Here is a 15,060-nt window from a genome sequence, read left to right as displayed (position 1 = left end):
ATGAACGCCCCGGTGAACCGCATCCTCTCCATCATCCCGCAGGCAAGGGACGGCGTCGACGGTCCCTGGGCCGACAGCGTCCGGCTGGACCATGATCTGCGCAACCGGCGGCGCATGGTCTATACGACGCAGGGCGGGCGCGGCATCCTGCTCGACATGCCGCGCGCCGTGCATTTGCGCGACGGCGACGGGCTGGCGCTGGACAGCGGAGAGCTTGTTCGGGTGGAGGCCGCGCCCGAACCGCTGATCGAGATCACGGCGCCCGACATGCCGCTGCTGCTGCGGCTGGCCTGGCACCTGGGCAACCGGCACCTGCCGACGCAGTTGCTGGGCGACAGGATGCGTATCCGGCACGACCATGTGATCGCGGAGATGATCGAGGGGCTGGGCGGACGCTGCGAACATGTGCTGGCGCCCTTCGATCCTGAAGGCGGCGCCTATGAGGGTGTCGGCCATGGGCGCCATCATCATGACGGCGGGGATCATCATCGCCACGAGCATGCGCATGGATGAAGGCGCGCTGTTCGACCTGATGAGCTGGATGTCGCCGGCCTGGCCGATCGGCGCCTTCGCGCATTCGGGCGGGCTGGAATGGGCGGTGGACGCGGGCTTCGTGACGGATCGCGCCAGCACCGCGAACTGGATCGGCGATCTGATCGCCCGCGGGTCGGCGCATAACGACATGGTGCTGTTCGTCCATGCCTGGCGCGCGGCGCGGGCGGGCGATCGGGACGGGTTGCTGGAGATCGCCGACCTTGGCGCGGCCAGCCAGACGAGCCATGAGCGGAGGTTGGAGGCGACGGCGCAGGGCGCGGCGTTCCGCCGGATCGCCCTCGACGCGACGGGGGCCTCCGCCTTCGACAGGCTGATCGAGGGGATCGATCCCGACGATCTCGTCTACCCGGTCGCGGCGGCGGCGCTGTTCGCCTGCCATGGCATCGCGCTGCGGCCCGCCGCGACCGCCTATCTGCACGGGCTGGCGGCCAATCTGGTGTCCGCCGCCCAACGGCTCGTGCCCCTGGGGCAGACCGACGGGCAGCGCGTCATGCTGGCGCTGCGGCCCGCGATCATCGCCGCCGCCGCGCAGGCTGCCGACCTGCCCGACGGCGACCCCTTCCTGGCCATGGGATCGGCATGCTTGATGGCGGACCTCGGCTCCATGGCGCATGAAACCCAATATACCAGGCTGTTCAGGACATGAGCGACATATTCGATTCAGATCATTTCGGCCATTCAGGCCCTCTGCGCGTCGGCATCGGCGGCCCGGTCGGCTCCGGCAAGACGGCGCTGATGGACGCGCTGTGCAAATATTTCCGCGACACTTATGACATCGCGGCGATCACCAACGACATCTACACCAAGGAAGATGCCGAATTCCTGACCCGCGCCGGGTCTCTGGCGCCCGAACGCATCCTGGGCGTGGAAACCGGCGGCTGCCCCCACACCGCCATCCGGGAGGACGCATCGATCAATCTTGCCGCCGTCGGCCAGCTCGAACGGCGCTTTCCCGCGCTGGACCTGATCCTGATCGAAAGCGGCGGCGACAATCTGGCGGCGACGTTCAGCCCGGAACTGGCCGACATCACCATCTATGTCATAGACGTGTCGGCGGGCGACAAGATCCCGCGCAAGGGCGGCCCCGGCATCACCCGGTCGGACATGCTGGTCATCAACAAGATTGACCTCGCGCCCCTTGTCGGCGCCAGCCTGGAGGTGATGGACCGCGACGCGAGGAAGATGCGGGGGGATCGCCCCTTCGTCTTCGCCAATGTGCGGGCAGGACAAAGCGTGGCGGACGTGGCGAATTTCATTATCAAGGCCGGTGGCCTGGAACGGAAGGGAGCATGATGATCGGAAGCATGAAGGGACGCGCGATCGTTGCGGCGGCCGTTGCCGTCCTTCCCACCGCCGCATGGGCGCATCCGGGGCATGGCGAGCAGGGATCGGCCTTCCTTGCCGGTTTGCAGCATCCGCTGACCGGCTTCGACCATATGGCCGCGATGCTGATGGTGGGCCTGTGGGCGGGCATCGCCCTGCCCCGCCATATAGGAGCGCCGCCCCTGGCCTTCATCGCCTGCATGCTGGCGGGTTTCGGCTGGGCCGCGGCGGGCGGCGCGCTACCGCTGGTGGAGGGCATGATCGCCACGTCGCTGGTGGTGCTGGGGCTGGCCATCTGCTTCGCCGTGCGGGCGCCGCTCACCGTCGCGCTCGCACTGGTGGGACTGTTCGCCCTCGCCCATGGCCATGCCCATGGCGCGGAACTGCCGCATGGCGCCGTCGCCTGGCGGTTCGCGGCCGGGTTCGCGCTGACGACGGCGCTGCTGCACGGCGCGGGCCTTGCCGTCGCCCGCTTCGCCGGCCGTCCGGTCAGCCGTTTCGCGGGCATGCTGGGCGCGGCGGGCGGCGTGCTGCTGCTGGCGACGGGCTGAACCATGGCGGGGGGCGGCGCTTCCAACCTTCCGGGCCGCATCGTCGCCAAGCGGCAGCGCGTGGTCGGAACCCGCCGCATCTATAACCAGTGGGTCAACAACCAGACGCTGGAAGATTATGCGCTGCGCTATACCGCCCGGAAGGCGCGGCGCTGGTCGCCCGCCTGGGTCGCCAACACGGCGCTCGGTTCGGTCGCCTTCCTCGCCTGCGAAGCGATCGGGGCGACCGTCACAGTCGCCTACGGCTTCGACAGCACGGTCCTGGCGCTGCTGACGGCGGGCATCATCTTCCTGATATCGGGCCTGCCCGTCTGCTATTATGGCGCGCGCTACAATGTCGACATGGACCTGCTGACGCGGGGGTCGGGTTTCGGCTATCTCGGCTCGACCATCACCTCGGCGGTCTACGCTTCCTTCACCTTCATCCTCTTCGCGCTGGAGGCGGTGATATTGTCGGCGGCGCTCAAACTGTGCTTCGGCATCCCCCTGCCCATCGCCCATCTGATCAGCGCGCTCATCGTCATCCCCATATCGGCCTATGGCTTCGCGCGGATCAGCGCCTGGCAGAACTGGACCCAACCGATCTGGCTGATCCTGCAATGCGCGCCGCTGCTCTATTTCATCGGCAAGGGGCAGGATGGGCTGGCGCTATGGACCGGCTATGCCGGGACGTCCCCCGCGCCGCCGTCGCTCCGCTTCGGCCTTGCCCTTGCGGTATTCCTCTCTCTGCTGCCCCAGATCGGCGAGCAGGTCGATTATCTGCGTTTCCTGCCGGACCGGGAACAGGCAGGCAAAAGGCGCTGGTGGACGGCGCTGTTGCTGACGGGGCCGGGATGGATCGTGCCGGGCGCGATCAAGATCCTGTTCGGATCCTTCCTGGCGGTCATGGCGCTGGGCGCGGGCATGGGCGTGGGCGACGCCACCAACCCGACCATGCTCTATTACATGAATTTCGGGGCGCTGCTCCATTCGCCCATGGCCGCGCTGATGCTGACGGGGCTGTTCGTCGCCATCTGCCAGATCAAGATCAACGTGACCAACGCCTATGCAGGCTCGATCGCCTCCTCCAATTTCTTTTCCCGGCTGACCCACCGCCATCCTGGCCGCGCGGTGTGGCTGGTGTTCAACGTGCTGATCGCGCTGATGCTGATGCAGGGCGGCATCCAGAATGTGGTGGAGCGCGTGCTGGCGCTCTACAGCAATTTCGCGGTCGCATGGTTCGGCGCGGTCATCGCCGACCTGATGGTCAACAAGCCGCTCGGCCTATCGCCCAAGGGCATTGAGTTTCGCCGCGCCTATCTGCACGACATCAACCCAGTGGGCGTGGGCGCGATGGTCCTCTCCCTCCTCATCTCCACCGCCAGCTTCAGCGGCATGCTGGGCGAGGACGCCCGCGCCGTGTCGCCCATCATCGGCCTTGCCACAACCTTCATCGCCGCGCCGCTGCTCGCCTGGGCGACGGGCGGGCGCTATTATCTCGCCCGCCCGGTCGACATCCTTGCGCCGCAGGAGCATCGCTGCATCCTTTGCGAAAACAGCTTCGAACCTTCGGACATGGCGCATTGCCCGGTCTATCAGGGCAATATCTGCTCGCTCTGCTGCACGCTGGAGGCGCGATGCCATGACGCCTGCAAGCCGCCGCAAAGCTGGACCGCCCAATTGGCGCAGGCGATGGGGCGGATCGTGCCGTGGACGCTGAACGACATCGTCTACCTGCGCATCGTCCGCTTCCTGGGCGCCTATGGCCTGACGGCGACAATCATTTCGGTCGTGCTGGCCGTCACCTATTACCAATCCGTCGGGCAGGGCAGCGATGGCCGGACGGTGGCCCGCATCCTGTGGACGACGCTGGGCGGCATGCTGATCGTCGGCATCTTTCCGACCTGGTATCTGGTGCTCAGCCGCGAAAGCCAGCGCGCGGCGGAGGAGGAGTCCGACCGGCAGACCAGCATGCTGGTGGACGAGATAGAGGCGCACGCCCGCACCGACGCCGAACTGCAACGCGCGAAGGAAGCCGCCGACGCCGCCAACCTGGCCAAGAGCCGCTTCATCGTCGGCATCAGCCACGAAATCCGCACGCCGCTCAACACCATTTCCGGCTATGCCCAATTGCTGGACAAGGATCCGGCGCATCTGGCCGACGCGGTCCGCGTGATCCGCCGCAGCGCCACCCATCTGACCGACCTGATCGACGGGCTGGTCGACGTATCGCGGATCGAAAACGGGTCGGTCCGCATCCAACGCGCCCCGGTCAACCTGCACGACCTGCTCCACCAACTGGGCGACATGTTCCGGCTTCAGGCGGCGGCACGGGGCATTCAGTTCTCCCACAGCCGCGCCCCCCATCTGCCGCAATGGGTCTATTCCGACGAAAAGCGGCTGCGGCAGATATTGATCAACCTCATCTCCAACGCGATCAAATATACGCCGCAGGGGTCCGCCTCCCTCGCCGTGCACTGGCGCAATCCGGTGGCGGAGTTCGAGATCAAGGATAGCGGCGTGGGCATCGCCGCCGACGACCTGAAGCGCATCTTCGAACCGTTCGAGCGGATCAACGCGGTGCCTGGCCAGCCCGGCGTCGGCCTGGGCCTGACGATAACGCGGCTGCTGGCGGACATCATGGGCGGACAGGTGACGGTGGAAAGCCGGCCCGGCGCGGGCAGCGTCTTCCGCGTCAAGATGTTCTTTTCCGAAGCGCCGGGCGCCGATCGCAAGGCTGAAAGCGCGGCGGTCGCGCAAGGGAACGCAGGCATTCCCCGCACGATCCTGGTGGCGGACGACGATCCGGCGCATCTCGATCTGGCGCGCGGGATATTGTCGCCCTTGGGTTGCCGCCTGGTTTTCGCGCAGGACGGCGCGGAGTGCCTTCGCCTCTATCGGGAACATCGGCCGGACCTGATCCTGCTGGACATCGCCATGCCGCGGATGAGCGGCTGGGACGTGGCGCGCGCGATCCGCGGGCAGGAGCAGGACGAGGATGTGGGCATCCTGATGGTGTCGGCCAACGTCCACGACTTTCAGCGCCCGCGCCAGATCGACGATCCGCATGACGACTATCTGCTCAAGCCCTATGATGTGGAAGAGATGCGCGATCGGGTGCTGACGCTGCTCGGTCCGGCCGCGACGGTCGACGGGACGGAGCCGTCATGACCGCGAAAATCCTGATCGTCGATGACGATCCCGACAGCCGCGACATGCTCCGCCGCATGGTGGAGGGCGAGGGTTGGGACGCCATCCTGGCCGCGTCGGGAGAGGAGGCGCTGGCCCTGGCGGAGGGGGCCGACCTGGTCCTGATGGACGCCGTGATGCCGGGCATGGGCGGCTTCGACGGTTGCCGCCGGCTGAAGGCTGAACCCGCGACGGCGCACCTGCCGGTGATCTTCATGACCGGCCTTACCGAAACCGCCGATGTCCTGCGCGGGCTGGAGGCGGGCGGGGTCGATTATGTGACCAAGCCGTTGGTGCTGGAGGTTCTGGTCGCGCGCATCGCCGTCCATCTGGGCAATGCCCGGCTCGCGCGCCGGGCGTTGGCCGCGCTGGACCATGCGGGCGGGCGCATCATGGTGGCCGACGAAGCGGGCGGGATCAAATGGGCGACGGACCAGACCCGGCAATTTCTCGAAGAATTGGGACCAGCCGTCACCGCCCAGGTCGAAAGCGCGATGCGGACCCTTGCCGCCCGGAGCGCCCCCGGCCAGCGTTCAGTCGTCATTCCGATCGATGGCGGCAGGCTGACCGTTACCGCAAGGGGCGAAAATGGGTCGGGCGAAGCCATGTTCCATCTCTCCCGCACGATCGAGGATGGCGAGATAGTCGATCTTCAGGAGGCCTTCGGCCTGACCCGGCGCGAGGCGGAAGTCCTGTTGTGGATATCGCGCGGCAAGTCCAACCGGGATGCAAGCGAGATACTCAACATCAGCGCGCGTACCGTGAACAAGCATCTGGAACAGATTTTCGTGAAGATGGGCGTGGAAAACCGGGCTGCCGCCGCAGCCGCCGCCACGCGGGTGACCTTGGATGCTTCCGACCAAAGATGAGGCGTTAAAACGGCTGGCTCGCCAGCCACATGGTGGAACATGATCGAAGGGTCGACGACGACCCATGCAAGCTGACGAATAATTCAATGGATCGTTCGGTCAGCACAGTTCTGCCGGACTTGAGGACAATTATCGGACGTTCCTTGCCAATGATTGCGAACCGCGGGATGGACTCTGACAGGATCAAGAATTGCTCCCTCCCAATGGCTTGACCAAGCCGCTGCAAGAACTGGCGGCGCATCGCGACCCGCTACGACAAAACCGGAGAATCCTATCTCGGCTTCGTCGCACTCGCCTCAGTCAAACTATGGATACCCTTTGTCCACGAAACCTAAAGGTGACTTTCCAGTTCGGAAAACGGTCGCGAGAGGATGTGGTAAAGTTCGTTGGCGGCAAAGCCTGCAGCAATGAGAGCAAGGACTACGAACACACCAAATTGGAATGCCGCTGACCAACGTCGGCTATTCTCCAATTGGCGCGCAATGCGAGCATCTTCGTCCGCTCTTGGCTGAGCTCGGCGTTCATAGGATGATTCGGGATCATTCGCAGATCGGGGACGGGAAGCCAGGCGGGGTTCATTGATTATGGCAGCGATGTCGAGCCTGCCCTGCGCCTGAATCCCGAAAAAGCGATCTTTCCGCCAGACGACCCGCCCTATAATCGTCTGTCGCCCGCGCCGGATCTCTATATAGGTGCCGCGCTCAGGGGCTTCGTCAGATGCCACGAGTGCGCCACCGGAGGACAGATTATGAATGACCACCTCGGTCCAGGACTGGCCCACACGCATCCGCGCCGGAATCAACACCGGATGACGTGTCTCCCGAGGTTTGTAGCCAATCTGTAACGCCTTGAGCACGCGCCAGCTTCTCCCAGATTATCGCTCCTAAACTATCATGGTGAAAAAAATGCTAAGAAGGGGCGAGTATAGGTCTGCTTCCGGGAGCATGGCGTCAGGTCACGATACATCATCCCGCCAGCTTCGGGTGGTGGCACCCGGTTAGCCAGTCAGGGCTATCTCGATCGCCGCTGCCGCATGAATCGCGGTCGTGTCGAAAATTGGCACCTGACTGTCTTCAGGCCGGACCAACAGCATTATCTCGGTACATCCCAGGATTACCGCTTGTGCGCCATCTTCGACCAGGCGGGCTATGATCGCGCGGTAAGCATCACGCGATGTCGGCAAGACCTTCCCTGCGACCAACTCCTCATAGATGATGCGGTGGACGGTGGCGCGGTCCTCGTCGTTTGGAATTATGACGCTAAGGCCGTGCTGATCGGCGAGCCGCCCCTTGTAGAAGGCATGTTCCATCGTGAATGCGGTGCCGAGCAGCCCAACCTTGCTGAAGCCGGCCGCCTTGATGCGCTCCGCGGTGGGATCCGCGATGTGGAGCAGCGGCACGTCGACCGCCGCCTGAACATCGGTAGCCATGCGGTGCATGGTGTTGGTGCAGATCAGCAATAGGTCCGCACCACCCGCTTCGAGGCGTCGTGCCGCATCAACCATGCGCGCCGTCAGACCCCGCCAGTCTCCCTTATGCTGCAATTCCTCGATTTCCGCGAAGTTGAACGACCATAGGAGGCACCGGGCCGATGCGGTCGGACCCAGCCTTTCGCGCACCCCCTCATTGAGGATGCGGTAATATTCGGCGGAGCTCTCCCAGCTCATGCCCCCGATCAGGCCGATCATCTTCATGTTGGACACCTTCCACCAGTTTCGGCGTACCCTATGGGTTTCGAGAGCCGTGTCACGTTCTCTCTGAGAGACTATGTCAGAACGCAGCCGTAACGATGGACGGCCGAGCTTCGATATGATTCCGAGGGGTTGCGACACCAACCTTGGAAGCCATCATGTGAAACCCGACCGCCCGTGCGCATCATAGCCGCGCGCAGCTTCGCTATGGAAGCGAAGCGAACTGCCAGCCGCTCGATCTGATCGCGTGTGAAGCAAGCGATTCGCGTGTCGTTCGACGCGGCTTCGAGGAAGAAAGCTGGATCGGCCGGCCAAATCCGAGGAAGTCTCCAGCAACGGCCAGATCGATGATCTGTCTTTGGCCGCTGCGCCGAATCGCAAACTTGCGAACGGCCCCGGCAAGCACGCATGCCACCGTGCCGCACGCTATTATTGCCTCGCACGATTGGTTCTGGCGCCAGCGTGTCTCGCGCGCGGCCGTCATCAAGGCTGCACCCGCGTCTACCTCACACATCCCTGGGGTTCATGACGCCTGCCGAATTTGCTTCATCGGCCGGGGTTAACCCCGGCCGATGAAAAGCCGGATCTCTCATTCTGGCCGGTGGCAGAACTGGGATAGGGTCATTACGTCAGTCGCCAGTAACCTCGCCCTCATCATCCTTCAGCTGGACTGCAACGCGATGCGACCGTGCAGCTTGGATCAATTTCTCAATTTCATATAATAGGCTCCGGCCTTGATCGGTTTTGCCATTATCATCGTTAGGATCGTCGGCGAACAGGGCTTTCGCTTGTCCAGCAAGGTTGATCAATTGCGCATAATCCTCCTCCCCCAGTTTCTTGCGCACCTTTTGCGCACCTTCGGTCAATGCATGAAACTCACTGTCGATATTCCGCTCCGGAAATACCCCCGATTGGTCGATGAAGGTAGGCGCTCCCAAAAACATGGACCCCAGCAGATCATAGATTTCGCTGAGGGATGCAGGAATATAAGGATCAGGATTATGGTAAGAGCTAATGAAAGGATCGCTCATCGCTTCGCCTCCCGGGCTGGCCTTGCAAACCGGGCACAGCCTGCTGCAGCGTCATAGGATCCTGGAATGCCCGAATATTGCTTCCGCGCGGGACTCTCGGCACGCGAGGCAACGATGCAAGTACAATAGCGGCATTACTTTCGCTTGACCGATACACAATATCTTGGGGCGGCGCGGATCGGCCTTCGGCGGGCAGGACATTCAAGCCGCCGCCAACCTGACTACCGGCGACCGTCGCCACACTCTCCGTGCGAGTAGCATCTCGCCGACCAAGTGAAACTATTACTCGACTCAGCGAGCGCGACCCGCCCGGCGCGAAAGTGAATTGCCCGTTTCTAGGATCGTGATAGGGGTTGAATTTGACTTCAATGTCACCGTGGTGTTGCGCAACTGGCCAACTTCCGGTTCGCAACCAAATGGCATATGCATGCCGATACGTTTCCGATGATATCTCCATCATGCCACCCCGATTTGCCATCGCGGCGGGAACATACCAGCAACATTTTCCAACAAGTCAATGCCAATCGGCCTCTATGCCAAAACAAGATCAGATACGCGCTCCGGCTCTCAGTTTCAAAAACCGATGATGAGCATGTCCAGTGCGGCACCAATCGCGTCCGCCTCAGAACCGAGCGATTGCACTATTTCTCCTATTTCGCGGATAGGGACACTCGCAGCAAACTGCGTAACCATCACAAACCGCGCGCCTTCCACCTCGAATATCGGATTCAACCGCGCTGCAGGTTTGGGGGCTCGGTCAATCGGCAGCAGCGGGACGACAAGACGCGTGTTCAGATCGCTGAGCAGGTCCGCCTGACAATCGAGCACAAAGGGACCGCCACTCTTCTGGCGGTACACATCGAATTTCGCCATCAGAATTGGCGGTGCCTCGTTAAAGGCAAGCCATTCTGCTCAACGTAATCATTTGAGCTTGCCAGCGCAGAAGCATTTTCCACCCTCCATAGCCGCCCCCGCTCCTTGGCTATCTGCTCGATCAATCCTACCTCGCATGCACGCGAAATGTTGAGACCCAGCCTCTTCGCCTCCGCCACCAGCGCTATATCGAGAGACACATTGGTCGGCTTACGGGCCTGCCCAGCAAATTCATGCTCATACCTGCCCATTGCAGCCTCCTTTCATACGCATAAATATGCGCATTCCGTGCCACTCCGTCAACCAGCAAGCGAGCAGGAAACATAACCGCAGTTATCGAACACGACCCCCTTTGCCGACCGCGCACACCAATCTTTATGTCCAGTAGGTTGCGAAACCGCCGGTATATTGAGCGCAGTTCTCGAACAGGCTGACGACAAGGCCTCAGTATCGACCATGTGCGTTTCCTTTGAGCATGAGGAATTGAACCGAACCCGGACGGGCACGGCTGAACAGGCAGCATCGCTATGGCTGTTGATGATTCACCGCTCGCCCCCTCACGCCTTGGAGAGCGACCTTCGGCTTCAACCTTGCGTCGTCCTATGTACCTCTCGGAGCGACGGCCGAAGCCGGATGTTAGTATCCTGAGGAAACCACAGGCGCATGCGCCTTTATCGGCGAACCGACTGGACATGCGCGCATGCCACCCGGCCTCCAAAATCTGGCGACCGAGTTCCTACAGGTTTGGGGTTCCTACGCCCCACCCTCCGGCTTTCACGAAGGCAGAGCTTTTCTGACGGGATTAGAGCAGCTTCGCAATAGGCGTTTGATCCCGCCTGTTCATATAAGATGGCGAATTTTGCGTGCCCTAATTTCTGGCGAGCAAGAACTCAACGCAAAGAGAAATACCTTGCAGCCTTAATGGCCCGTCAACATAGCTTTTCACTAAGCAATTGAAAATAAGTGATAATATTAAAATCGACGGATTTCTGCGGGTTTGCGGAGTCAACGGCTTTATTTCAAATTTTTGACCAGCAACCTCCTTGACCTTCGAACCACCCTTCCATCATTATGTTATTTGAAACAACAACATCACCGATACTTCTATGAATAGGGGCGCATGTCGCCAACCTATTGGAGGCATTATGAAACTATACAGTAAAAGAGAATGGCGCGCGTTCGCTGCGGAGGTGATAAAGCTGCATAGAGAGCAATGCTCCCACTGTTTATCCTCCAGAAAAGATGGCGTAATTTTACAGGTCCATCATATCCATTACATCGATGGCAGAAAACCTTGGGAATATAGCTACGAGGAATGCACAGTCTTATGCAAAGGCTGCCACGCTAAAGAGCATGGGATAATAATGCCTACCGATGGATGGACGTTCATTGGCAAGGATGACCTTGGCGACCTTTGCGGCCAATGCGATAATTGTGATACTAAACTTCGGTATACCCACCTCATCACGCATCCTAATTGGGGCTCGATGGAAGTAGGCATCGATTGTTGCGATCATTTGACCAAGAAAACAGAAGCAAGCGATCTGCATCGTTATTATATAAATAGGCTTAATCGAAGGAAGAGTTTTGTAAATTCCTCAAGATGGATTCGCTTCAAAGATGGAGCCAATTCAATTAATCATAAAGATATATTCTTGATGATTAAGCAAACTGAAGAAGGAAAATTCCGTATTTCCCTAAACAATGTTAATGGCAAAAAAGACTATGAGACATTTTTGGATGCTCAGATAAAAGCCTTTGACTTCATTGAGGATGGTAGTGCTTCAGCATACCTCAATGACCGCCAACGCAAAATTAGGGCACGAAGACAACCTGACGGCGCCGCAGCAACATGCGAATTTCTGATCAGGCCCCGCCGGACGATACATCATTCCATTCATCGATAATCGAATATGCCACTTCGCCCACATTTTGCAGCTTCAATCCAATGAATCTCGAACTTAACGCAAGATTTGCGTTTACAGACGCATCATATGCGTTTATAGGCGAGCCATGGACCCAACTCGCGCTCTCTATACTCGCCAGCAAGTGGGAAATCTTGCTGGGTTGGATGATACGACGCTCAACTATTGGAGCCGCGAAGGGCTGCTTGTCCCAACCGAGGGCGGCAGCGGGCGCGGCAGCCATCGGAGGTTCGACTTCGTCCAAGTCAACATAGCTGCAATCTTAGGTCAACTGCGTCGCTTCGGATTGAATATCTCTATAATGCGTTCATTCGCGAGCCTTCTTCAGGAAGCAGCGCAATTAGGTAGCGCGCGAGAAATTCATCCGAGCAACTATCAAACTGCGGCACACTTGGCGACGAAGCTGAACCTGTTTCGGACCGGAGCGGCAGTGATGATCCCGAAACACCATCGATCGGAGGAACGGCCGACTAATTTGCACGGTGAAGCGTACTCTGACTGGCTGCTTGCAAAGAGACCCGCCGAAACCGAGGATCAGATCATCGATGATATACTCGGAATTCGCGACGACTATGATCCTATACAAGCCATAGTGGCAGTTGCAGAAAAAATTGGGCCTAATCGGGAAACGGTAGCGAAAATTTACGGTGAATTGGTGTTTGATCTGCTCGCCCCCGGCTACAGCGATGCCTACAGTTGGCTACTCGGTTTCGGTCCTGATGAGAGTTGGAGGATTGAGTTCGGGTTTGAAGGCGGGAAATTTTTTGAAACCATAGGCGGTCCCTCACCCGAAGATTTTGGTCCTGGCATCTTTCTTCCCGTTTCGGGGATTATCCGCAAGGTCTGGGGATTAAAGACGCCATCCGAATATATGCGGGATCGGGAGGCTGAACGCCTTCGCAAGACGCTGGCCAAAGCCGGGATTGTCGCTGTGACAACTCCAAATGAGCACCCCGATGAGGGTTTAAGCATCAATGCACCCGGCATTGAATGGCATCTCATCGAAGCAGTGCTGAACAAAGCCGGATTTAGGTCGCAAACGGTTGTGGAAAACTCCGCGCAATGAGCATCCAGGGCAAAGCAAAACAAATTGTTTGGCCCGACACTTTCTTCTGGAGGACGGAGACGTGCTGGAAGGCGCTGTAGCGATAGCCGTCATTGCGGGTGGCGTGGGCACGCTCTTTGCTGGAATTGCAGCCATACGCATTGCGGACGCTTGGAAAATTTGGGCGAGCCGCTGTGATCCAATGAACCCTAACTTTCGCCCCCATCGCTTGGACGGCGCCCCCGGTGAAGCCGATCGAGCAATGCCCTAACTATGTCCGTTGCGAAGTTTTTCTTCGATCCGCTTGAATCGCAAGCCGAAAGCGCTTCCCACTGGGAACCCACGACCGACCCATCTCAAAGCGCTTTCAGGAGGGAAAATCCGGCCGATAAGGCTAAGGTTCTGGTGCCGCTTACGTGACTCGAACACGTGACCCTCGCATTACGAATGCGATGCTCTACCAACTGAGCTAAAGCGGCGTTGGGGCGGGCAGATAACAGCGCTTGGCGGGAAGGACAAGCGGGCAAATGCGATTTGCCGTCCCTCGCCGCCTCCAAACCGCTTCGGATCATCATTTCATCCCGCCTTTACGGCATGTTTACCATCCAATGGCACTGTCGAGTCTTAAGGAAGATCTTACCCGAACCAAGGACCGATGGGATGGACACTCTGCGGGGGCATGAAATCGCCGATGACGAGGACGATTTCGGTCCGGCCGACGACGCGGCTATCGAAACGCCGCCGCTTGTCGGCGCCGACGAGCGCCGGATGCAGGTGCGCGCCTATAATTATTGGGCGTCTCTGCTGGGCGACCGCAGCCTGCCGTCCATCGAGGATCTGGTGCCCCAGGATCTGGAGGATTTCGGGCCGTTCAGCGTCCTGCTCGACTTCAGCACGGGGCTGGAAAATCCCGCCATCGTCTATCTCGGCACCGCGCTGCGCGAGGAATGCGAGATCGAAGGACAGATCCAGTACATCAACGACGTGCCCGCCCGGTCGCTGCTGTCGCGGCTGACCGACCATTATCTCCAGATCATCGCCAATGCCGCGCCCATCGGGTTCGAAGCCGGATTCGTCAACCAGCGCGGGGCGGAAATCCTGTATCGCGGCATATTGATGCCCTTCTCCTCGGATGACGAGACGATCGACTTCGTCTTCGGCGTCATCAACTGGAAGGAAGCGGCCAGCCAGGCCGTCACGGCGGAGATCGACCGGGAGGTGGAAGCCGCCCTGCTATCCAGTCCCGCCGCGCCGCCGGTCGCGCCGATCTGGGCCGACGGTCCGGCCGTGGAGGATTTCGACACGCTCGACCTTGGCGGCATGGAAAGCCCGGACGAGGACGCGCCGCTGGCCGACTGGCTCGCCCTCGCCCGCGACAGCGCGGAGCAGGCCCGCACCAGCGAAGCGCGCAGCCATGCGGCGCTCTATCGCGCCATCGGCCTCAGCTACGATTTCGCGCTGGTCACGATTGCCCGTCCGGATGAATATGCCGAACTGCTGGAGAATAGCGGCCTCAAGGTCCAGGCCCGCGCCCCGATGACCGCCGTGGTGAAGCTGGTCTTCGGTTCCAGCTACGACAAGACGCGCATCACCGAATATGCCACAGCGCTGGACCATGCCCGCGCCAACGGCATCGCCCTGGGCAGCTTCGGCGACTATCTCGCCAATTATGACGGCGGACTGAAAGCGCTAGTCCGCGACGAACGGGCCCAGCGCCGCACCGACAGCCCGGCCAAGCCCGATCGCCAGCAGACCGCGCGCGCGGCGATGAAGGCTGCCGCCGCGCTCGATCCCTTCGCGGTCGCCACCGACGGCGACGGTCTGGCCGTGGTCATCGCCCGGCGGGAAAAGGACGGATCGCTCGCCATCGTCGGCGCCTTGCCGGAAGGGTCGGAGATCGGCCAGCGGGCGATCATCGCCGCTGCGGGCTAGAGCGATTTCCAAGCGATCGGAACCCTCCTTGATCCCTCCCCAAGCCCCTTCCGTCGGCAGAAACAGCCGTGCCGGATTGACAGGACGGCATCATGCTC

Annotated in this window: 14 protein-coding genes, 1 tRNA gene and 1 pseudogene; 10 read left to right on the top strand and 6 right to left on the bottom strand. The window is 60.7% G+C overall.

What is annotated here, in order from left to right; genetic code table 11:
* From Sj15T_RS00575 to Sj15T_RS00545, 7 genes and pseudogenes are all read left to right on the top strand, one after another.
* Positions 1-513, top strand: coding sequence for an urease accessory protein UreE (locus tag Sj15T_RS00575; RefSeq protein WP_013039420.1), 513 nt, complete (start codon positions 1-3; stop codon positions 511-513).
* Complete coding sequence (locus tag Sj15T_RS00570; RefSeq protein ID WP_041385730.1) at positions 455-1,201, top strand: urease accessory protein UreF; 747 nt, start codon at positions 455-457, stop codon at positions 1,199-1,201. The genes Sj15T_RS00575 and Sj15T_RS00570 overlap by 59 nt, the downstream gene beginning before the upstream one ends.
* Positions 1,198-1,848, top strand: coding sequence for an urease accessory protein UreG (gene ureG, locus Sj15T_RS00565; protein WP_013039418.1), 651 nt, complete (start codon positions 1,198-1,200; stop codon positions 1,846-1,848). The genes Sj15T_RS00570 and ureG overlap by 4 nt, the downstream gene beginning before the upstream one ends.
* Positions 1,845-2,429, top strand: a complete 585-nt coding sequence (locus tag Sj15T_RS00560; RefSeq protein ID WP_013039417.1) for a HupE/UreJ family protein — start codon at positions 1,845-1,847, stop codon at positions 2,427-2,429. The genes ureG and Sj15T_RS00560 overlap by 4 nt, the downstream gene beginning before the upstream one ends.
* A 3-nt stretch (positions 2,430-2,432) precedes the next feature.
* Positions 2,433-5,579: an ATP-binding protein gene (locus Sj15T_RS00555; protein WP_013039416.1), complete on the top strand. Its 3,147-nt coding sequence runs from the start codon at positions 2,433-2,435 to the stop codon at positions 5,577-5,579.
* Entirely contained in the window at positions 5,576-6,466 is an 891-nt protein-coding gene (locus Sj15T_RS00550) for a response regulator (RefSeq protein WP_013039415.1), read from the top strand. The genes Sj15T_RS00555 and Sj15T_RS00550 overlap by 4 nt, the downstream gene beginning before the upstream one ends.
* 224 nt (positions 6,467-6,690) lie before the next feature.
* Positions 6,691-6,801, top strand: a pseudogene (locus Sj15T_RS00545) (IS5/IS1182 family transposase); the annotation flags it as partial.
* Here the strand turns inward: Sj15T_RS00545 and Sj15T_RS00540 are convergent.
* The 5 genes from Sj15T_RS00540 to Sj15T_RS00520 all read right to left on the bottom strand — a co-directional run bounded on the left by Sj15T_RS00540 (position 6,798) and on the right by Sj15T_RS00520 (position 10,311).
* On the bottom strand, positions 6,798-7,322 hold the full coding sequence (locus Sj15T_RS00540; RefSeq protein WP_013039413.1) for a PilZ domain-containing protein: 525 nt from the start codon (positions 7,320-7,322) through the stop codon (positions 6,798-6,800). The pseudogene Sj15T_RS00545 and the gene Sj15T_RS00540 sit on opposite strands and share 4 nt — an antisense overlap.
* 141 nt (positions 7,323-7,463) lie before the next feature.
* Complete coding sequence (locus tag Sj15T_RS00535) at positions 7,464-8,159, bottom strand: aspartate/glutamate racemase family protein (RefSeq protein ID WP_007686311.1); 696 nt, start codon at positions 8,157-8,159, stop codon at positions 7,464-7,466.
* A gap of 626 nt (positions 8,160-8,785) precedes the next feature.
* Entirely contained in the window at positions 8,786-9,187 is a 402-nt protein-coding gene (locus Sj15T_RS00530; RefSeq protein ID WP_013039411.1) for a hypothetical protein, read from the bottom strand.
* A gap of 573 nt (positions 9,188-9,760) precedes the next feature.
* Positions 9,761-10,060: a CcdB family protein gene (locus Sj15T_RS00525; protein WP_013039409.1), complete on the bottom strand. Its 300-nt coding sequence runs from the start codon at positions 10,058-10,060 to the stop codon at positions 9,761-9,763.
* Positions 10,060-10,311 (bottom strand): type II toxin-antitoxin system CcdA family antitoxin, encoded by a 252-nt coding sequence (locus Sj15T_RS00520; protein ID WP_007686304.1) that lies wholly within the window; start codon positions 10,309-10,311, stop codon positions 10,060-10,062. The genes Sj15T_RS00525 and Sj15T_RS00520 overlap by 1 nt, the downstream gene beginning before the upstream one ends.
* Positions 10,312-11,424: 1,113 nt before the next feature.
* On the opposite strand from Sj15T_RS00520, the gene Sj15T_RS00515 reads away from it, so the two are divergent.
* Together Sj15T_RS00515 and Sj15T_RS00510 are read left to right on the top strand one after the other, a co-directional pair.
* On the top strand, positions 11,425-11,967 hold the full coding sequence (locus Sj15T_RS00515; protein WP_148225534.1) for a hypothetical protein: 543 nt from the start codon (positions 11,425-11,427) through the stop codon (positions 11,965-11,967).
* A gap of 106 nt (positions 11,968-12,073) precedes the next feature.
* Complete coding sequence (locus tag Sj15T_RS00510; RefSeq protein ID WP_013039406.1) at positions 12,074-13,051, top strand: MerR family transcriptional regulator; 978 nt, start codon at positions 12,074-12,076, stop codon at positions 13,049-13,051.
* Positions 13,052-13,433: 382 nt separating this feature from the next.
* Here the strand turns inward: Sj15T_RS00510 and Sj15T_RS00505 are convergent.
* Positions 13,434-13,509 (bottom strand) — tRNA-Thr (locus Sj15T_RS00505).
* A 181-nt stretch (positions 13,510-13,690) separates the two neighbouring features.
* Between Sj15T_RS00505 and Sj15T_RS00500 the strand changes: the two genes are divergently transcribed.
* Complete coding sequence (locus Sj15T_RS00500; protein ID WP_013039405.1) at positions 13,691-14,962, top strand: hypothetical protein; 1,272 nt, start codon at positions 13,691-13,693, stop codon at positions 14,960-14,962.
* The last annotated feature ends 98 nt before the right edge of the window (positions 14,963-15,060 follow it).

Source organism: Sphingobium sp. TA15, from assembly GCF_037101235.1.
Classification (GTDB): Bacteria; Pseudomonadota; Alphaproteobacteria; order Sphingomonadales; family Sphingomonadaceae; genus Sphingobium; species Sphingobium indicum.
Note: the sequence above shows the minus strand (reverse complement) of the source record. Positions and strands in the feature narration are given on the sequence as shown.